Here is a 20,233-nt window from a genome sequence, read left to right as displayed (position 1 = left end):
TAAACGCGACAACTTGCATGCATGCAAACTGCCTATCAGTTTTGATCAGGCGCAACTGAATGCCCGCAAGTGCAGATTCGATTTTGTATTCAACTTTAACTTGAGAGAACGTTATGACTAAGTTTGCAAAAATCTCCATGGCCGCTGCCGCTGTTGTCGGCGCTACTTTGTTTGCCACCAGCGCTTTTGCAGTTGACGGCACTATCACCATCACCGGCAAAGTAGAAGACGCGTCTTGCAACGTCACCGTCGCAGGCAATGCCTCCGGCAACAACCTGCCGCTGCCGACCGTATTCAAATCGGCGCTGGCCAGCGATGGTGCCACAGCAGGCGCTACCGGTTTCCAGTTCAACCTGTCGGGCTGCCCTGTCACCGGCGCCGTGCTGGCTTACTTTGAAAGCACCAACGTCGACCCTTCTACCGGTTTCCTGAAGAACAATGCGGCCGCACCTGCCCAAAACGTCCAGGTGCAGATCCTCGACGCCACCGGCCGTGCCATCGACCTGCGTGACAACACCAACAACGACGGCATCACCCTGGACGCCAGTGGTACCGCGACCCTGGATTACAGCGCCCAGTACATCACCACTGGCGGCGCTGCCGGCGGCGGCGACGTCGAAACCCAGCTTGTGTACACCATGCAATACAAGTGATCGGAACGACCCTGGCCGGCGGACTTGTCCGCCAGCCAGACAGTTTTTGTCTTGCGTGGAGGTGCTGTATGAAATTTGAAATCAAGCGTTGTGTGTTGGGTGTCTGCGTTGCGCTGGCCTTGTTGCCGGTCGCAGCCAGCGCCTCGGTGGTGGTATCGGGAACCCGGGTTGTCTACCCGGCCAGTGAAAAAGAAGTCATCGTCTCGCTGCGTAATGAGGGCACGACCCCTACCCTCGTCCAGTCCTGGATCGACAAAGGCGGACCACAGGTGCGCCCGGGCTCCGAGGCTGTTCCCTTCGTGATCACCCCGCCCATTACCCGCATCGAGCCCAAGCGCGGCCAATCCATCCGGGTCACGGCAACCGGCTTGAGCGGCGTACCCAAGGATCGCGAATCGGCATTCTGGTTCAATGTGCTGGAAATTCCACCGCGCAGCAAAAGTGCTGATGGCCAGGGCCAGAACCAGGTACAGGTCGCCTTTCGCTCGAAGATCAAACTGTTTTACCGCCCCGAAGGTTTGCCGGGCAAACCTGCCGAAGCGGCACGCGCCCTGCGCTGGACGCTGGTCAAGGACCCTCAGGGTTATGCCTTGCGCGCCACCAATTCCGCGGTCTATCACGTCAGCCTGGGCGATGTTTCGATCACCCTGGCGGGAAAGGCCTACAGCAACAAGGAGGGCGGAATGATCGAGCCGTTGAAGTCCTACGACTTCCCGCTCAAGGGGCTGACCTCGACCGCTGGTGGCGGTGAGATCACCTACAGCTGGATCAATGATTATGGTTCCGGCGTGACGCAAACGGCGAGTCTTGGCTTATAGCGCTTGGTGCAATACACAAGAAAGCCAGCTGACTGTTAAACAACTTTATTAGTTGCCGCTGCGTTTTATCAGCCGTTAACGACCGACACTTGGTTTTTTCCCGACGCTTAGTTTATGGCGAATGCGGCATTTGTTGTCGGCCAAATTTTCGCACCATTAGTTGCACCCCTTAAGTAGCGTCCTACTAGCGCGTAGGACGCTTCCTACAGATCGCCAAGACCCCACTCATTAATATCAACTTACCGATTTCAAGTTGACATTCGCAGAACTCAAATCAACTCCAAGGTTCAAGCGAACAGAGCAACGAATTCTGAATAGACCGAGTGCGGGGGCATTCAACTAATGAGGCGCAACCCGACCCGGTTGTGAAGGTGTTGGTTAACAATATGTCTTTGCAAGTGCATGCTCAAAAAAACACTCGCGCTGTATTCCGCCTGACGCCACTGCGTGTGGCCCTGCTGATTGCCATGGGCCTGCTCTCGGCCACTGGCGCCCATGCCGATCAATCCACCAGCCCTGCCACGACCGAATTCGACAGCCAGTTCCTCCAGGTGTTGGGGCAAAACGTTGACCTCAAGCGCTTCGAACAAGCCGGTAGCGTCGAGCCGGGTACCTACAAGCTGGAAATCTTCATCAATGCCAAGGGCTCGGTGCGCCAGACGGTCGAAGTCAAGGCTGGCGCTGAAGGACAGTCTCCGCGCTACTGCTTCAAGGCATCCCACGTCAAACAATGGGGTGTCGACGCGAGCAAACTGCCGGACCAGGAAAACGTCGCGAAGATCCTTGCCAGCGACTGCATCGAACCGCAGAAGCTGATCCCCCAGGCCACCTTCGAAATGGACATGGGCTCGTTGAGCGGCAACCTGAGCATTCCCCAGGCCTATGCCGGCCGGGTTGAACGCAACTACGTGGCCCCTGAAGACTGGGATGAAGGCATTACCGCCGGTTTTGTCAGCTACAACGCCAACGCCTACCACTCGCAGCCTGACAGCGGTGACTCCAACACCCAATACAGCAGCAGTATCAACAGTGGCTTCAACGTGGCCGGCTGGCGCCTGCGCCATAACGGCAACTACACCAACAGCAAGGGGCTTTCCGCCTACCAGTCGCTCAACAGCTACGCGCAGACCGACGTCACGCCGCTCAAATCGCAATTGACCCTGGGCGAGTACTTCACCCCCGGCGACAGCTTCGACAGCATTCCGTTTTCCGGTGTGCAGATCGCCAGTGACGACGGCATGCTGCCGGACAGCGAGCGTGGTTTCGCCCCGGTGATTCGCGGTGTCGCCGACACCAACGCCAAGGTCACGGTGCGCCAGGGCGAAAGCGTGATCTACCAGACCTCGGTCGCGCCCGGGCCTTTCGTCATCGATGACCTGTACGCCACCAGTTATTCCGGCGACATGGAGGTCACCGTGACCGAAGCCAACGGCCAGGAAAAACGCTTCACCGTGCCCTTCGCCTCGGTGGTGCAGATGTTGCGTCCGGGCTCTTCACGCTTCTCGGTGACCACGGGTGAATACCGCGACGACAGCCTGAGCAAAAAACCCAAATTTGCCCAGGCCACCTACCGCCGCGGCATCACCAACAACCTGAGCGTGTACACCGGTGGCCTGATGTCCCAGGACTACGCCTCGGGCCTGGCGGGTATCGCCATCGGCACGCCTTACGGTGCCTTCGCCTTCGATACCACCTTTTCCCGGGCCAGCAACCTGCCCACGACGCCGCGAACCCAGGATCAATACGGCACGGACCAGTCGCGCAACACGCTGGACGGCAGTGCGTCGGGCAAGAGTTATCGTGTCAGCTACAGCAAGCTGCTCGATTCGACCAACACCAACCTGGCCGTGGCGGCGTATCGCTTCTCCAGCGATGAATACCTGGACTTCAGCGACTTCGCCGCCTTGCAGGACAACAACGGCACGCCGGTCTACCGGGAACGCAACCGCGCCCAACTGAACGTCAGCCAACCCATTGGCGATTACGGCGACCTGTACGTCAGCGGCCTGACCCGCAGCTACTGGGACGGACGCCAAAACAGCACCACCTACCAGGTCGGCTACAGCAAGTCGTTCAACTGGGGCTCGGTCGGCGTCACTGCCAGCCGCAGCCTGGATGATGAACAGGGTTACGGTAATCAATACATGTTCACCGTCAGCCTGCCCCTGGGTTCCGACGCGCACAGCCCGCGCTTGAGCAGCACACTCAATGTGAACGAGGCCGGCGACTACAACTCACAGACCATGCTCAGTGGCTCGGCGGGCAAGAACAACCAGCTGAACTACGGCGTCTACGCCAACGTCGGCAAAACCGATGGTGACTCGTCCCAGGGCTTCGGCGGCAATGCGCAGTACCAGACGTCGGTCGCACAGGTCGGTGCCAGTGCCAGCTCCGGTGCCCACTACAAGCAATACTCGGCCTCGGCACGCGGCACCGTTATCGCCCACTCCGGCGGCGTGGTATTCACCCCGGCACAGGGCGAAACCATGGCCCTGGTCGAAGCCAAGGGTGCCGAGGGCGCACGCCTGACCAGTGGCGACGGTGACGTGATCGACAGCTCAGGCTATGGCGCCGTGGCCGGCTTGAACCCTTATCGCAACAACAGCGTCGGCCTGGACCCGAAAGGCCTGTCCGACGACGTCGAGCTCAAGAGCACTTCGCAAACTGTCGCGCCGCGTCGTGGCGCCATCGTCAAGCTCGAATACGACACCGTTGTCGGCAAACCGCTGCTGCTGCAAATCCAGCCCGTTGCCGGTCACGAAATCCCCTTCGGCTCCGACGTCCTCAACGACAAGGGTGAGTCGGTGGCCATGGTCGGCCAGGGTGGCCTGGTGTTTATTCGCGGTGAACAGTCGGCGTTGCGTGTGGTGTGGGGCATCGACGCCGATCAGCACTGCCAGCTGACTTACACCGAGCCAAAAGGCACCACTGCGCAAGCCTATGAACAAGTGCCGGCACAGTGCCCGATCGGCACCGCGAAAATGGCGAATCGTTAAGTGCTAGCGATAGGTCAGGGTCACGACGTAGGCGCCGGTCTCCATCGGTTGGCCTTTGCTGTCGACCAGGGTGTAGCGGTTATCAGCCTTGGCACCGATGGCATTGACTCGGGCTTCGCCAGAAGAGTTTCCGACAGCGCTGACCGTCATGGTCGGCGCCAGGCGGCTTGCGTTCATGACGTTGTCGCGCGTGTCGCCAGGACACTGGGTCAGCTGGATGATGGCCTGCCCGTCCGTTCCCGCCCTGGAAGCAGGTGTGCACAAGGTTTCGGTAATGTACCCCTGGATGCGCAGGCTGCCCTGCTCTGCCGTTCCATTTGCCAGGCAATTCCCGCTCAAGCCGAAAAGAACCATGACGCCAAGCGATAGGTATTGTTTTTTCATGCTGACGCTCCTCGTTGTAAGGACTGTATCGTCAGCGATCGGCAAACCTGAAGGTCGCCATGATCACCCCGCCTGACGCCAGCATCGGCTTGGGATGTTGACGCAAACGGGGCTGCTCAATTCGCAGCAGTCTTCTGCCGCTTGATCCGGTACATGTCGCCGTCCGCGTGACTGAGTAGCGCATCAGCATCCTCACCGTCTGCGGGGAAGCAGGCCACGCCTATGCTGCAGGACGGCATCCTGATTGCGCCGAACTCCAAGCCCAGCGGTTCGGCCATGACCTTACGGATTTGCGCCATCTTCTGAGCCACGGCGTCTTCGGACTGGATGTCGGTCAACAGCACCGTGAACTCATCGCCACCGATTCTGGAAACGGTATCGGTCGTCCCTACGCAACTTTCCAGACGGCGCGCAATGGTGCACAGCACCCGGTCACCCGCGGCATGCCCATGGACGTCGTTGATGCCCTTGAAGTCGTTGATATCGAGAAACAGCAGCGCCAGGCTGTTGTTGTGGCGCCGCGCCGCGTGCAGGGCCGCGTCGAAGCGCTCGTTGAACAGCGAGCGGTTGGTCAGTGCGGTCAGCGGGTCGTGGTGAGCGAGAAAATGCAGCTCCGTTTCGGCCTGGCGCAGGGCCGTGACATCACGGGCAACGCCGATCCGCGCACCGACTTCCTCCGACCAGAACGCCGCCCAGAGGATGTGCACGATACCGCCATCCTTGCGAATGTAACGGTTGCGGAAATCCATGTGCGCCTGGCCATTCATGACCCGGACGATGGAGGCGCGGGTAATCGTCAGGTCGTCGGGGTGGATGTACCGGGTGATCGGGGTGCCTGTCAGTTCCTCGGCGCGATAGCCGAGCAGCGTCTCGCAGGCATCGCTCACAAACACGATCTGGTTGTCGCGATCGACCACGAAGATCGTGTCCAGCATCAGATTGATCAGTTTGGGGTAGAGCGCTTGCAGGTCGACGGGCATGGTGGAGAGGGTCCGGTTCGTGTAGCGCGATCATATCCCGATCACCACCGGAACCTGCAAGCATTCGTGCTGGCTTCTGGCCGGTATTCCGAGCGCGATGTTGCATCTCGCTTGATACGCCCTGCCCGCTTAGCCCTGAACGGCACGCCAGGCTGAAACGAAGATCGCCGCCGCGACAAATGAAACCGGGATTGGCAGCATCGCCTGCATCGGCGTCAATCGCTTGCCTGTTCGCCGGGTGAAGATCCTGAAGGCCCCCACAACCACCACGAATGCCAAAACCAGCGCCCATCCATAATCACTCATGTGTAACTCCTGTTTATTGGTGTTGATCGCGCTGCCGACTTTATCAGCGAGGCTTCATGGCTGACTAACCGCTTGATAACATTCGCACATTTGCTAACAAGTCAGGCCCGACGGATTGATCGCGGCGTTCGTGCCGACCCGGCCCTGTTCGACAACAAAAAGCAAAATCCCCATGTGTTTCCTTCGTTCCTTGCAACGTCGCACTGTTCATTGTCCGTTCCTGACTGGAGTTTCCCCGATGCCCTCGCCCAAATCCTTGCCCGCCGCGTTGCTCGGCCTGGCCCTTGTTTATCCGGCCATGGCGACCGCTGAAGGCCTGGAGCTGGGGCAAGTGCTGATCGGCGCCGAGGACCGTAGCGACGAGGATCAAGGCATCGAGGACGCCAAGGCGCGGCTGGCCGAGGTGCCCGGTGGCAGCAATCTGGTCGACATGCGCCGTCCTTTGCAAGGCCGCGTGGCGAGCAATCAGGATGTGCTGGCCTATCAACCGGGGGTGTATGCGCAGTCGGCCGGCAACGAAGGGGTGAAGATTTCGATCCGCGGATCCGGCATCAACCGCGCACCGGGCGCCCACGCGTCGGGCCTGTACACCATGCTCGACGGCCTGCCGCTGACCGGCCCTGGCGGCACGCCTTATGAGCTGCTGGAACCGCTGTGGCTCGATCGCGTGGAAGTGCTGCGTGGCGCCAATGGTTTTGATCGGGGCGCATTGGCCCTGGGTGGCGCCATCGATTACGTCAGCCACACCGGCTACGACTCGCCGAAATTGCAAGTGCGCTACGCGACCGGCAGCCACGGCTATCAGCAACGCCAGGTCAGCTCAGGGCAAGTGCTGGGGGCTTTCGACTACTACACGGCGATCACCGATGCCAACGCCGACGGCTATCAGGACCACACCGCGAGCAAGAGCCAGGGGGTGATCGCCAACTTCGGCTATCGCTTCAACCCGAACCTGGAAACCCGCTTCTATTTCCGCCATCGCGAGACCGACAACGACCTCGCCGGGCGCGTGACCAAGCAATCCATCGAACACGACCCACGGGCGGCCAACCCGGCCTATGTAGCGCGCAACGACAGCCGCGACGAACCGGGCAGCACCTTCATCGGCAACAAGACCACTTACTACATCGATGACGATTCGAGCATCCAGACCGGCCTGGTCTATCACGACTACCCGATGGACCTGCGCGAAGGCCCGAACCGTCTCAAGGTGGCGTACACCGATGTCAGCGGCACTTTCGACTACAAACGTCGCGACACCCTTTGGGGTATGGAAAGCCACAGCACCCTGGGCCTGCGCACTACCAAACACCTGCCCAATGACGGTGCCAGCGAATTTGTGCGTATCCCTACGGGCAACACCGCCGGCTACACGCCGGGCACGCTGATGCGCAACTTCACCTATCAGGGTTCGGACAGCGTCCTGCACGTCGGCAACGACCTGGAAATCGCCGACGACCTGTGGCTGACCACCGGCCTCGCGGCGATCTACACCCGCCGCGAAAGCGACGTGACCTACCCCGCGAGTGGCGGCAAGACCAGCCTGCACGACTGGGACTACGCGCCGCGCCTGGGCCTGCGTTATCAGGTGAATCCAGACCTGCAAGTGTTCGGCAACCTCAGCCGCTCGGTGGAGGCGCCGCATCCCTGGTCGTTGATCTACAGCTCCAACATTCGCTTCCCGGCCGGCAGTGGCCCGGCCACCGGGACCCAGAGCGATCCGGTCAAGCTGCAAAACCAGACCGCCACCACCCTGGAAATCGGCGGACGCGGCGACAGCCTGGCCGGGCAATGGAGCCTGGCCTGGTACTACGCCCAGGTGCGCCACGAATTGCTCTCGGTGCTGCCGGATGCCAACGCCACCACGCCCTACGAACTCAACGCCAGCCCCACCGTGCATCAGGGTGTGGAAGCCAGTCTGCTGAGCACCTTGTGGGCGCCGGGCAATGGCGATCAGTTGAGCCTGCGCCAGAGCTACACCTTTAGCGACTTCCACTACCGTGACGACCAGCGCTTCGGCGACAACCGCCTGCCGGGCCTGCCGATGCATTACTACCAGGGCGAGTTGCGCTACGACTGGGCGCAGGGCTTTTTCGCTGGGGTGAACACGCAACTGGTGTCCAAGGTCGCAGTCGATTACGCCAACAGCTACTACGCCGATCCCTACGCACTGTTCGGCGCCACCCTCGGCTACAACGCGCCCAAGGGCGACTGGCAGACCTGGCTGGACCTGCGCAACCTGACCGACAAGCACTACGCCGCTACCGTGACGCCGGGCTATGACGACAAAGGGCTGGATGCGGCGCGTTCAACGCCGGATGAAGGCATGGCGGCGTATGTCGGAGTGTCGTGGAGTCTGCTCTAAAGCCCACTGCTCTCCTGCCCCGACTTCGGGCAGGAGAGCAGCGGGGTCAGCGATTAAAACTCAGAACTCCTGCACGGTCGGGCGCAGCACCACCTCACTGATATCAACGTCCGCTGGTTGTTCGATGGCATAGGCAATGGCCCGTGCGACCGATTCGGCGGCAATCGCCTGTTTGTAGAACTCGTTGAGATTCTGCGTCGAAGCCTCATCGGCACTGCCGTACTTGAGCTCCGAGTCCACCGCGCCCGGGGAAACCAGGGTCGCACGAATGTTGCCGCCCACTTCCATGCGCAAGCCCTCAGTGATCGCGCGCACCGCAAACTTGGTGGCGCTGTAGACCGTGCCACCGGGTGCGAACACCTTGATCCCGGCAACCGAGGCGATGTTGATGATGTGCCCACTGTTCTGCTGCTGCATGACCGGCAACGCAGCGGCAATGCCGTACAGGACACCCTTGATGTTGATGTCGATCATCCGGTCCCATTCGTCCGTGCGCCCTTGAGCGATGGGGGCAATCGCCATCAGTCCGGAGTTGTTGACCATCACGTCTATTCGGCCGAACTGCTCGAGCGTGGCTGCCACCAGCGCTTGCACCTGAGCCTGCACCGTCACGTCCGTGGCCACCGCCAGCGCGTCACCACCGGCAGCGCGAATCTCTTCGGCAATGGCCTGCAAGCGCTCTTCACGGCGTGCCGCCAATACCACCTTGGCACCGCGTGCCGCCAGATACCGCGCCGTGCTCTCACCCAGGCCGCTGCTGGCGCCGGTAATCACCACAACCTTGCCGCTGATGTTGTTGCTCATCTTGATGTCCTCACTTGGATAAAGGCAGAAGCGTTCTGCGTGAGGCGAGTATGGAAAAAAGCTTTAGGGGAATGAATGGAATAGATAGGATTTAGGAATTCCAGAAATCGGAACAATCCCATGCTCAATCGCACCGAACTGTTGCGCATCTTCTGCTGTGCCGCCGAGTCCAGCAGCTTTCGTGAGGCTGCCCACTGCCTGGGCATCTCACCCCAGGCCGTCACCCGCGCGGTCAAGGAACTGGAACGCCTGTTTGGCGAACCGCTGTTTCATCGCAGCACACGCCAGGTGCAGCTCAGTGCCTTCGGCACGCGCCTGGTAGAAGAGGCACGGCCTGCACTCGGCGGCATCGATCAGTTGTTTCATCAACACAGCCGAGGCCGCGACCAGACTTTGGGCGGCCGGGTGCGGATGACCGTGACCCAGTCCATCGGCCATCGCGTGCTGGTGCCGCTGCTGGCGCCCTTGTTGCGTGAACACCCGGAGATCGAACTGGACCTGCGCCTCAATGACGTGATGGCTGACGCTGTGGAAGCGCAGATCGACATCGGCATTCGCATCGGCACGGTCCGCGACCGCAGCTACATCGCCCGGGTGGTCCGGCCGATTGCCTTGCAGGTGGTGGCGACACCCGAACTGCTTGAGCGCTGCGGCCTGCCGGACAACCCGCTCGATCTGCAACGCCTGCCCCTGTCGGCACTGGTGGACCGCAACAACGGACGCATCTGGCCCTGGTACTTTGCCGACCAGCCGCAGTTCGTGCCCAGCCACCCGGCGTTCACCAGTGACGACCAGGAAGCCGAATGCGAAGCGGCGCTGTGCGGCCTGTGCATCGCCCAGCTACCCGATTACATGGTCAGTGCCCACATCGCCAGCGGACGCCTGATTGAGCTGCTGCCTCAAAGTGCGCCGGAGCCTCTGGACCTGTTCATCTACCGTCCGCAACGCGGCCCGGTACCCGCCCGTGTTCGCCTGGTGTACGACCATCTGACGCGGTACCTGGGCGGCGCTTTTGATCAGGACGAGGCTGTGCAATCCCATTGATGCAGGGCAATGGTCATAGCCATGGACACGATGACAAGCGCCCTGCCTTCTGGCATGGTCGGTCACATTGTCCTTCCGTGGTCGATGTGATCACAGCCAGTTAACGTTGAGGGTCGTCCCATGAGCAAAGCGTCCTACGTGCCTCCCAAGGTCTGGAAACACACTGCCCCGTCCGGTGGCCAGTTCGCCAACATCAACCGCCCTACTGCCGGCCCGACCCACGACAAAGCGCTGCCGGTGGGCAAACATCCCTTGCAGCTGTATTCCCTGGCCACGCCCAACGGCGTGAAAGTCACCATCATGCTGGAAGAGTTGCTGGCTCTCGGGCACAGCGGCGCCGAGTACGACGCCTGGCTGATCCGCATCGGCGAGGGCGATCAGTTCTCCAGCGGCTTCGTCGAGGTCAACCCGAACTCGAAGATTCCGGCCTTGATGGATCACAGCACGCAGCCACCGACCCGCGTGTTCGAGTCCGGTTCGATCCTGCTGTACCTCGCCGAGAAGTTCGGCGCCTTCCTGCCCAAGGATCCCGCCGGTCGTACCGAAACCCTGAACTGGCTGTTCTGGCAAATGGGCGCAGCACCCTACCTGGGCGGTGGCTTCGGACACTTCTACGCCTATGCACCGGAGAAGCTCGAATACCCGATCGACCGCTTCACCATGGAAACCAAACGCCAGCTGGACGTGCTGGATCGCCGCCTCGCCGAAACGCCCTACCTGGCCGGCGACCACTACAGCATCGCCGACATCGCCGTCTGGCCTTGGTACGGCCAACTGGTGCGTGACAAGGTGTACTCGGCGGCGGAGTTCCTTTCCGCCCACGAATACACCCATGTGCAGCGCTGGGCCGAAGACATCGCCAAACGGCCGGCGGTGATTCGCGGGCAACGGGTCAATCGGACCTGGGGGGATGAGGACAGTCAGGTGCCGGAACGGCATTCGGCCGGTGATTTGGGGTGATGCTGGCGCTTGCCGAAGTCGCGCGAACAGGGATAGATCGCTTGCAAACGTCCATCCCTACCCTGTCTCTGCATCGGGTCTATTTATGCCGTTGAGCTTTCATAAAATGCACGCCAATGGCGATGATTTCGTAATCGTGGACTCGCGAAACTCACCGAATCCAATCACCAGCCATCTGGCGCGGCGAATGGGAGACCGCAACCGCGGAATCGGCTTCAATCAACTCGCGGTGGTGCTCGATTGCGATGATGCCGATGCGCGTTTGGTATTCTGGAATGCCGATGGCTCAACGCTCGGCGCTTGCGGCAGCGCAACCCGGGGGGCTGCGGATAGGCTGATGCGCGAATCCAGCCTGACGTCGGTAGTACTGCGAACCCAGCGTGGCCTGCTGACGTGCCAACGAACTTCGACCGGCGCCATTTCCGTCGACATGGGCAAGCCACTTTCAGGCTGGTCTGACATTCCTCTGGCGCTGGAAATGGACACGTCAGTGTTGCCACTGGCCGGTGACCCGGCCGCCTGCAGCATGGGAAATCCGCACTGCACTTACTTTGTGGATGACCTGGCAGCCATTGAAGTAGCGACGATTGGACCTGCAATTGAAAACGATCCCTTGTTCCCCCTCAGAACGAACGTGCATTTCGTCCAGGTCATTGACCGAGCGCACATCCGCTTGCGAATTTGGGAGCGTGGCGGAGGTATTCCGCTGGGGTCAGGCTCCTGCTGTTGCGGCGCCGTGGTGAACGGCATTCGTCGTGGCTTGTTGGACAGTTGTGTTGAAGTGGAATGTGACGGCGGCGTTGTCACGGTTCAATGGGATGGCGCAGGCCCCGTCTTTCTCACCGGGCCGGTAGAGATAACTTTTTCAGGAACACTCGCGGATGCTGTATTGAACGCTTGAGTTTTGGATGGAGCGCAAACCAGTGCAAACACTCACCAAGGCTTCTTCTCAGGCGTCACGATATTCGACCCGTTCTTTTTCCCCAGGCTGATGCGCGGCTCGGAAACCTTGATGTGAGGGCCGCCCGCTGGAACGAAGGCCCCCTCAACCTCACATGAACCCCATTACCAGGAAAATTCCGGCAATGGAGCGCTCCGGTTATTTCACGACTTCAACGACCGGGAACTTGTATTGCCCGGCCTTCACTTCCTTGCTCGGCCCGTACATGCGCAGAACGATGTAGGCGTCCTTCTCCGGAATCGGCAGGTAGTTCGGATTGTTGCCATCGCCCTTGGCGCTGAGTTCGATGGTGTACATGCCGTCCTTGCCCGGCTTCAGCGTGCGGTCGCCGCGGCTATGGCGGTTGAGGTCGTTGTGCGCCATGAAGCGGTTGTCGCTGCCGTAGACCGTGAAGGACCAGAACTCGCTGACCTTGGGTGCCTTGAAGTGCAGGCGATACTGTTTGCCGTTCGAACCATTGATGTTCTGGCCGTCCGAACCTTTCACCGCTTGCAGGTAGACGGACTCGTCCGGCGGCAACCCCCATTGACCGATGTGGGTGCCCTCGGCAAACAGGTCACGCTCGCCATCTCCCAGTTGTTCGCGAGTGCCCAGCAGCTTGTCGGCACTCTTCATGCTCGGCGCCAGGTCCTTGATGTGCTGCAGGCCGAGTTTTTCACCCTTTTCAGCCGCCGCCAGTTGTTCCGGAGTGAAGTCTTCCTTGCACGGCTCCAAACCGATCGCCTTGTATTGATCGAGCCACTTCTTGTCCGCTGTACCCATGTCACCATCACACAGGACGAAGTTCACCCGTTGCAACCAGTTGGTTTTCGCCGGGTCCGGATAGGTACGCTCCTTGGCCTTGGGGCCGGGTTCGCCGAGGTAGGCGGACAGCGTCCTGACGTTCCAGTCGTCCATGTACTTGAGCGCCTTTTTCTCGTCGGCCGGACTGGTGGCCATGATCCGGCCCATCACCTTGACGAGGTTGGAGTCGACCCGCACGACTTCATCGACGCTGTCAGGCACCGTGCCCTTCCAGGTTCGCGCGGCGAACATGAAATGCCCGCCCTTGGTCTGCCGGGTCCTGGAACCGATCATCGACGTCGTGTAGTGGCCCATGTCCATGGTGTGCAGGATCCAGTAGCGGCCCTTGTCCATGTCCGGCACGCTGACGATCACAGGCTCTGCGGCCACGTCGAGCCAGCCTTGCAGGTGCAGGGTGTCGTTGTTGATCGTCGGGTGGTCGGTGTAGGTGTCGTCGGCCAGGTGGCGGATGTTCTGGAAGCGGTTGAGCGGCGTGTCGGTCTTGACCGCGGTGTCATAGAAGAACGCGTAGGCCTTGTCCATCGAGTACGCGTAGACGTAGGCATCCTGGGCCAGTTTGTCCGGAATCTCAGCGAAGGCCGAGCAGGCGACAGACAGCAAGGATGCAGCGAATAAAACCTTTTTCATGGATTTTCCTTATCGACGTGGAGCAGGCCCACGGGCTTTGATCAGTTAACGCGTACAGCAGCCGGAGGAGTCCATTCACCGCTTAACACTTCAGGCTTGGGCCAGTAGGTGCGGATGGTCACCTCGAATTCACTCTTGGGCGCCGGCAACCAGTTGGCCTCCTTGTCCTTGCCGGGCGAGTCGTGTTGCACATACAAAGTCAGCGAGCCATCGGCGTTGTACTTCATGCTCTTGCTGTTCTTGGTGCCGAGGGAATAACGGTTCAGATCGTTGGGGGCGAAGAAGTGCTGCGGGTCGTACAGGGTCAGCGACCAGAACCCGTCAGCCGGTGGCGTCTTGCCTTTGGCGAAGGTCACCGTGTAGCCATGGTCGCCATTGAGGCGCTCGCCCTTTTCATCTACTTCGAGGAAGAAGTAGCGGGTCTCCTCGGGCTGGTTGGTGTACATGTTCGACTTGGCGGTGGCGGTGCGGGTCAGGTAGTCGTTGCCCCAGCGGGCGACGTTGGTCGGCGAGTTCCAGCCATTGGGCAGGCGCGAGCCATTGGTGCGGAAGGAGAACAGCGGGGTCACCGCCTTCTCTTCGGTATCCACCGCGGCCTTGACCATGGCGTCCTTGATCGCCGGGTCCTTCGCCGCAGCGTCCAGCAGCGCTTTCATCATCGCGTAGCGGCTCTCTTCGCCGGCCAGCGGTGGCACCTTGGCGAGGATCTCAGGCAACTGATCGAAGAACTTCTCGGGGATGACCCAGCGCGACTCGGCGGCGGATTTCTGCGGCTGTGGAAAGTGCGGCGTCGCCTTCCAGTCCTTGGTCACGCTCTTGCCGGTGTACTTGCTCAGCGGGTAGACCACAACCTGATTGAGGATCGGCTGGACCGCCTTGCGGTCTGCGTCGCTGTCGTCCATGAAAGTACGCGGCCCGACGGCTACCAGTTCAGTGGGGGACTTGATGACGGCGGTGATGCCCTCTGGAACAGTGCCCTTCCAGTTCGGCCCGACCACCAGATAGTTGCCTGGTTTGGTGCCGTATTGCTTGCCGAGCTTGGAGAACTCTTCGCTGCGCGCATCGTAAAGTGCGTAGACCCAGAAACGATCGCCAAAGTCAGGCACCTGCAAGACCATCGGATCATCATCCACCGCGCCGTAACCAAATCCGTAGACCACATCCTGGTTAGGGTGCGCGACCCAGCGTTGCTCAGGCGAAATGTAGTCGGTCAGCATGCTCACGTAGCCGGTTGGCGCCGCTGGCAGAAAACCACCCATCAACCCCGGTTCCGGTGCCTTGGAGAAGGACGCGCGACGGTTGAAGGCATTGACGATCGGCCATCCCCACAGGTAGGCGTCCTGGGCAATGATGGTGGCGCTGGACGGTGTGATCACGCTGCCCGCCGGTACGCCCGCCACTTCGGCGGCAGGCTTGCCCGCCGAGTTTTCCCCGGCCTGAACAGTGCCCACCGCAACGGCGCTCATCGCCAGGGCAAGCATGGAGTAGCTAAAGACATTGCGCATTCGCTTCAAGCTCCTTTTGACTCATCGCCAAGCCAGCCGCTCCATAGGCTCTGGAACAGGCCTGTCAGCCGAGTCATAGACCAACAACAGAAGACGGACTTTTCGATCCGGAAAAAAAACCCGACTCAAACCAATGAGCCGGGTTTATCGGCAATGATTCCGACAAGCGTCGATTACCTTCCCTGCATGTCCACCCTGCCGCGACGACTACCGGGCGGGCATACACAGAATTTCTACAGCGCCTTGGCGCGTTTTGCGTCCGGCAACAACCAGGCCGCCAGCGCCGGCAACAGCAGGATGGCGCCGAGCATGTTCACCAGGAACATGAACGCCAGCAGGATGCCCATGTCGGCCTGGAACTTGAGGTTGGAGAACGCCCAGGTGGCGATGGACAGGGTCATGGTCACGGCGGTGAACACCGAGGCGGTGCCACGCTGCTTGAGCGCTTCGACGAAGGCTTCGCGCAGGTTCAGGCCGCTCTCATGCATCTCGTGCTTGATCCGCTCGAACAGGTAGATCCCGTAGTCCACGCCCACCCCTACTCCCAGCGCCACCACCGGCAAGGTGTTGACCTTGACGCCGATGCCGAGCAACGCCATCAGCGCGTTGCACAACACAGTCACCAGCGCCAGCGGGATGATCACGCAGAGGGTGATGCGCACGGAGCGGAACATCCACAGGCAGAGCAAGGACACCGAGGCAAACAGTGCGCCGTTGACCAGTCTGTCGCCGGCATGTACCACCTCGTTGGTCGCCGCCATCACGCCGACGTTGCCCGAGGCGAGTTGAAAGCTGACCTGGTCGTTGTCGTAGGCGGCCTTGAACGCCTTGATCCGGTTCATCAACTCGCTGATGGTCTCGGCCTGGTGATCCTTGGTGTAGATCGACACCGGGATCGCATTGCAAGCGCTGTTCATGTACTCGGTGCCGACCCGGGTGGCGAAGCCGACACCCTGGGCGATCTGCGCCGTAGGCTCAGGCAGGACCCGCCACTTGAGGTCGGTTTCGGCGTAGGCCTGGGTGATGTTGCCGACGAAACCGGCGAGGCTGCGCACCGACGACACACCAGGGTCCTGGCGCAGGTACAGTTCCAGTTCGCTGATCGGGTCGAGCACTTCGCGCTTCACGCAGGGAGTTTCGTCGCCCTGGGCCTTGACGATCACCTGCAGCAAGTCGACGCCGATGGCGAAGTCGCGGGTGATGACCGCCACGTCCTGGTTGTAGCGCGAATCGGCACGCAACTCCGGCACGCCGGCACCGATGTCGCCAACGTGCAGATGGCGCGCTTCGAACAGCCCCCAGCCCGTCAGCAGCCCGGCACACAACAACGCCCACGCCGCACCGCGACGGGTCGCCAGTACGCCAAGACGTTCCCACAGCCCGGCACCGAGGGTTTCCTTGCCGCGCAGTTTCTGCGCATCAGCGGCAGAGAGGCGCATGAACGACAACAGGATCGGCAACAGCATCTTGTTGGTGACGATCATCACCGACACACCGAGGGTCGCGGTGATCGCCAGTTCGCGCACCATCTCGATGTCGACCAGGGCGATCACCATAAAGCCCAGGGCGTTGGCCAGCAACGCGACGGCGCCGGGTATGAACAGCTTCTGGAAGCAGTTGCGCGAGGCGGTGACGCCATCGGCGCCGTTCAGCGTTTCCAGCTTCCAGGCGTTGGTCATCTGCACCGCGTGGGAGACGCCAATGGAGAAGATCAGGAACGGCACCAGGATCGACATCGGGTCGAGCGTCAGCTTCACCAGCGGCAGCAGGCCGAGCAGCCAGACCACCGGCACCATCGCGCAGATCAGCGCCCAGCCCGTCAACATCAGCGAGCCGCAGTACCAGTACAACAGCAGCGCGCTGATGACGAAGGCGATGATGAAGAACACCAGCACGTCACCGGCCCCTTCGGCAATGTCGCCGATGGACTTGGCGAAGCCGATGATGTGAATGCTGATGCCGGCGCCCTGATTGTCCTGGCGGATCTGCTCCAGCTTGCGGGCCACCTCTTGCAGGTCGAGGCGCTTGCCGGTGACCGGATCGGTTTCCTGCAGGTTGGCCACCACCATGGCCGAGGACAGGTCGTTGGAAACGATGCGCCCGACCCAGTCGGACTTCAGCGTGCGCTCGCGGACCTGGGCAATCTGCTGGGGTGTGCCGGAGTAACTGGAGTCCACCAGGTTGCCGCCGGTAAAACCGTCTTCGACCACTTCGGTGTAACGCACGTTGGAGGTGAACAGCGACGTCACCGAACTGCGCTCGACGCCGTTGATGAAAAACACTTCATCCGACACCTTGCGCACGGCCGCCATGGCCTCGGGAGTGAAGATTTCACCCTTGTTGTTCTTGACCGCCACCAACACTTTGTTGGCACCACCGAAATCCTTCTGGTACTCGAGGAAGGTTTTCATGTACTCGTGGTGCAGCGGGATCATCTTGAAAAAGCCGGCTTCGACCTTGAGATTCGACGCGCTGTAACCCAGCCCGAGGGTGATCAGAATGAACAGCGCCAGCAGCGGTTTGCGCTGGTGGAAAATCCAGTAGGACACCCGCCCGACCAGGCCGCCGGCAAAGTCCTTGCGTGCCAGCTCATCGGCATTCTTGACGTATTTTTCCTGAATGCTCATGGCTTATTCCTGTTGCTCGGTGATATCTGCGGCGAGCGAAGTCACACCCCGGTCACCGACCGTGAGCAGTTGTCCATCGTCGAGTTGCAGGGCCTTGGCCAGGCTTTTGTGAGTGGAAGGCAAAGCCTTGAAGCTGCGCCCCTGATCGTCGCTGGCCAGCAACAGGCCGCTGTTGCCGAACACCAGGATGCGACCGCTTTTCAGCTCGATGGCACCGTTGAAGGCAAAGGTCGTGGCACTGTTGCGCTGGCTCCAGCTTTGCCCGCCATCGCTGGACAACCACAGGTTGCCGCGCATGCCATAGATCAGCAGGTCACCGTTGCTAATTTGCAGGGCGCCAAACAGGCTGCCGGCGTAAGGGCTTTGCAAGGCCTGCCAGGTTTCGCCGTGATCGGTTGATTTGGCCAGGGTGCCGCTCTCGCCCACCAGCAGGCAGTCGCCGTTGGCCAGGCGAATGATCTGCGAAACGTGCCGGTCGAAATCGCCGTCCAGCAACGGCAGGCGCTCCCAGGTGGCGCCGTTGTCCTTCGATAACAGGTACAGGCCGAACGCGCCCCAGGCCGCCATGTGCCCATCACCCAGCAGGGTGACGCCCAGCAGCGAATCGTCATTGGCATCGGTCTCGACCGCCGCCCAGTGTTGCCCGCCATCGGTGGTGCGCAACAGCGTGCCGCCATGCCCGACGGCCACACCGACCTGGCCGTCGGCGAATGCCACGCCGGACAGGGTGCGGGTGGTCGGCGTGCGCACGCTGCTCCAGGCCTGGGCCTTTTCGTCACCGATCAGCACCACGCCACGCTCGCCCACGGCGACCAGGTGCCGGCCGTTGTCGGCGATGTTCAGCAGGAACACGTGTTCCGGGCTGATCTGATAGTCGAGTTTCGGCGCTTCGGCGTGCGCGGCACTGGCGAGCAGGCCCAGGCCGACGCCCGTGATTAATTTCAGGTGGCGTAACCACATAACAAGGATTCCGCTGTGCGGACGAACTGCCGGCTGGCAGTTCGTCGCGGGTTGAACGAACAGGTCAGTTGATCACTTGCCCATGCGTCGCAGTGCGTCCGGCTGGAAGTCGACAAAACGCCCCTTGATCCCGAACTTCCACGGCTGCGCTTCTTCGTTGGCCAGACCGGCCAGGTAGTAACCGCCGTTGCTCAGGTCATGCCAGATGTTGGCGCGGTACCACGGCACTTGGGCGTCGTAGAACTGCACCAACGGGTGCACGCCGATACGCCACAGGGTGCCGCGGGTGTCGTAGGCATCGCTGGCCAGTACGGTCCAGGAATCCTCGTCGAGGTACATCACGCGCTTGCCGTAAACGTGCTTGGCGTCCGGACGCAAGGTCCCTTCCACCACCCAGACGCGGTGCAGCTCATAGCGCATGAAATCCGGGTTCGGCGTATTGGCGGTGAGGATGTCCTTGTACTTGGCCTGCTTCGAACCGAGCTTGTAGTCGTTGTACGGCACGTACATTTCGCGCTTGCCGACCAGCTTCCAGTCGAAGCGATCCGGTGCACCGTTGTAGCCGTCGAAGTCGTCGGTTACCCGCAGTCCCTCGGTGCCGTCGTTGACGTTGTCGTAGGCCAGGTCCGGGGCGCGGCGCACGCGGCGCTGGCCGACGTTGTAGATCCACGCCGAGCGCACTTCCTTGACCTGGTCGATCGGCTCCTGCACCAGTTGCACGGTACCGGCCAGGGTGGCCGGGGAAATGAAGCGCGCCGAGTAGTTGAGCAGGCGGTTGTCCGATTGCTTGTCCATGTTCGAATCGAACACGCGGTTTTCTTCGATGCGCAAGGCGTAGTAGTCACCGCCGCTGCGCACCGGGAACGAGGCGTAGGTACGCTGCAAGCCACCGCCGAGGTAACGCACGTTGTGGTTCCAGATCGCTTCCAGGCCGTTCTTCGGAATCGGGAAAGGCGTGGTCGAGCCGTTCAGGTTGTTTATCCCGAAGCCATTGAGTTCGGCATGCACCGCTTCCTGCTTGACCTTGTCGGCAATCGCCGCCGGCACCATGGCGGTGCGGTGGGTTGGATAGACCGGCATCGAGTAGCTCGGGTACTTGGCCAGCAACGCCTGCATGCCCGGGGTGATCTTGTCCTTGTACTGCGCCATGTTCGCCGCAGTGATGGTGAACAGTGGTTTCTCATTCGCGTACGGATCGATATAACCCTGTTCCGGGGTCCAGCCGGCCGGCGGTTGCGCCAGGCCTCCGGTGTACGCCGGAATCGAACCGTCGGCGTTGCCGGCCATTTCGCCACCCAGCGGCGTCAGGTCCTTGCCCAGGCGCGCGGCCTGGTCGGCGCTGATCTGGGCGTGGGCCTGGCTGCTCAGCGCGAGCAGCAAGGCAGACGCCATGCCGCTCAGGCGCGCGGCACGAAGAATCGTGTTCATCGGTCTTACCT

General features: G+C 61.2%; 16 protein-coding genes. 7 read left to right on the top strand and 9 right to left on the bottom strand.

Translation table 11 applies throughout. The features are described 5' to 3' along the window. Positions 1-113 precede the first annotated feature (113 nt). The 3 genes from EIY72_RS08860 to EIY72_RS08850 all read left to right on the top strand — a co-directional run bounded on the left by EIY72_RS08860 (position 114) and on the right by EIY72_RS08850 (position 4,467). Positions 114-653 (top strand): fimbrial protein, encoded by a 540-nt coding sequence (locus tag EIY72_RS08860; protein ID WP_093218946.1) that lies wholly within the window; start codon positions 114-116, stop codon positions 651-653. 68 nt (positions 654-721) lie between these two features. Then, the gene (locus tag EIY72_RS08855) at positions 722-1,471 is read left to right on the top strand and encodes a fimbria/pilus periplasmic chaperone (RefSeq protein ID WP_093218944.1); all 750 of its coding nucleotides are present in this window, start codon (positions 722-724) and stop codon (positions 1,469-1,471) included. 386 nt (positions 1,472-1,857) lie between these two features. Beyond that, the gene (locus tag EIY72_RS08850) at positions 1,858-4,467 is read left to right on the top strand and encodes a fimbria/pilus outer membrane usher protein (RefSeq protein WP_197678830.1); all 2,610 of its coding nucleotides are present in this window, start codon (positions 1,858-1,860) and stop codon (positions 4,465-4,467) included. A gap of 3 nt (positions 4,468-4,470) precedes the next feature. Here the strand turns inward: EIY72_RS08850 and EIY72_RS08845 are convergent, their stop codons facing one another. From EIY72_RS08845 to EIY72_RS29880, 3 genes are all read right to left on the bottom strand, one after another. Beyond that, on the bottom strand, positions 4,471-4,851 hold the full coding sequence (locus EIY72_RS08845) for a hypothetical protein (RefSeq protein ID WP_093218941.1): 381 nt from the start codon (positions 4,849-4,851) through the stop codon (positions 4,471-4,473). 116 nt (positions 4,852-4,967) lie between these two features. Further along, entirely contained in the window at positions 4,968-5,831 is an 864-nt protein-coding gene (locus EIY72_RS08840; protein WP_093218938.1) for a sensor domain-containing diguanylate cyclase, read from the bottom strand. A 129-nt stretch (positions 5,832-5,960) separates the two neighbouring features. Continuing rightward, positions 5,961-6,137: a hypothetical protein gene (locus EIY72_RS29880; protein ID WP_157720933.1), complete on the bottom strand. Its 177-nt coding sequence runs from the start codon at positions 6,135-6,137 to the stop codon at positions 5,961-5,963. Between the two features lie 238 nt (positions 6,138-6,375). On the opposite strand from EIY72_RS29880, the gene EIY72_RS08835 reads away from it, so the two are divergent. Beyond that, positions 6,376-8,502 carry a TonB-dependent receptor family protein gene (locus EIY72_RS08835; RefSeq protein WP_093218936.1) on the top strand — a complete coding sequence of 709 codons (2,127 nt, stop codon included), beginning with the start codon at positions 6,376-6,378 and terminating at the stop codon, positions 8,500-8,502. Between the two features lie 60 nt (positions 8,503-8,562). Here the strand turns inward: EIY72_RS08835 and EIY72_RS08830 are convergent, their stop codons facing one another. Continuing rightward, positions 8,563-9,306 (bottom strand): SDR family oxidoreductase, encoded by a 744-nt coding sequence (locus tag EIY72_RS08830; RefSeq protein ID WP_093218933.1) that lies wholly within the window; start codon positions 9,304-9,306, stop codon positions 8,563-8,565. 120 nt (positions 9,307-9,426) lie between these two features. Between EIY72_RS08830 and EIY72_RS08825 the strand changes: the two genes are divergently transcribed. The 3 genes from EIY72_RS08825 to dapF all read left to right on the top strand — a co-directional run bounded on the left by EIY72_RS08825 (position 9,427) and on the right by dapF (position 12,211). After that, positions 9,427-10,350, top strand: a complete 924-nt coding sequence (locus EIY72_RS08825; protein WP_093218931.1) for a LysR family transcriptional regulator — start codon at positions 9,427-9,429, stop codon at positions 10,348-10,350. A 120-nt stretch (positions 10,351-10,470) separates the two neighbouring features. Beyond that, positions 10,471-11,310 (top strand): glutathione-dependent disulfide-bond oxidoreductase, encoded by an 840-nt coding sequence (gene yghU, locus EIY72_RS08820; protein WP_093218928.1) that lies wholly within the window; start codon positions 10,471-10,473, stop codon positions 11,308-11,310. A gap of 85 nt (positions 11,311-11,395) precedes the next feature. Then, entirely contained in the window at positions 11,396-12,211 is an 816-nt protein-coding gene (gene dapF / locus EIY72_RS08815; protein ID WP_093218925.1) for a diaminopimelate epimerase, read from the top strand. Between the two features lie 198 nt (positions 12,212-12,409). On the opposite strand, the gene EIY72_RS08810 is transcribed toward dapF, so the two are convergent. The 5 genes from EIY72_RS08810 to EIY72_RS08790 form a co-directional block, all read right to left on the bottom strand. Beyond that, positions 12,410-13,702: a DUF1254 domain-containing protein gene (locus EIY72_RS08810; RefSeq protein WP_132680117.1), complete on the bottom strand. Its 1,293-nt coding sequence runs from the start codon at positions 13,700-13,702 to the stop codon at positions 12,410-12,412. A 41-nt stretch (positions 13,703-13,743) separates the two neighbouring features. Further along, entirely contained in the window at positions 13,744-15,207 is a 1,464-nt protein-coding gene (locus EIY72_RS08805) for a DUF1254 domain-containing protein (RefSeq protein ID WP_197678829.1), read from the bottom strand. A 233-nt stretch (positions 15,208-15,440) separates the two neighbouring features. Beyond that, complete coding sequence (locus EIY72_RS08800) at positions 15,441-17,834, bottom strand: efflux RND transporter permease subunit (RefSeq protein ID WP_093218916.1); 2,394 nt, start codon at positions 17,832-17,834, stop codon at positions 15,441-15,443. Positions 17,835-17,837: 3 nt separating this feature from the next. Beyond that, complete coding sequence (locus EIY72_RS08795) at positions 17,838-18,794, bottom strand: WD40/YVTN/BNR-like repeat-containing protein (RefSeq protein WP_093218912.1); 957 nt, start codon at positions 18,792-18,794, stop codon at positions 17,838-17,840. Positions 18,795-18,866: 72 nt separating this feature from the next. Further along, positions 18,867-20,222, bottom strand: coding sequence for a DUF1329 domain-containing protein (locus EIY72_RS08790; protein WP_093218903.1), 1,356 nt, complete (start codon positions 20,220-20,222; stop codon positions 18,867-18,869). Positions 20,223-20,233: the final 11 nt, after the last annotated feature.

The organism is Pseudomonas vancouverensis (assembly GCF_004348895.1).
Taxonomy (GTDB): domain Bacteria; phylum Pseudomonadota; class Gammaproteobacteria; order Pseudomonadales; family Pseudomonadaceae; genus Aquipseudomonas; species Aquipseudomonas vancouverensis.
Note: the sequence above shows the minus strand (reverse complement) of the source record. Positions and strands in the feature narration are given on the sequence as shown.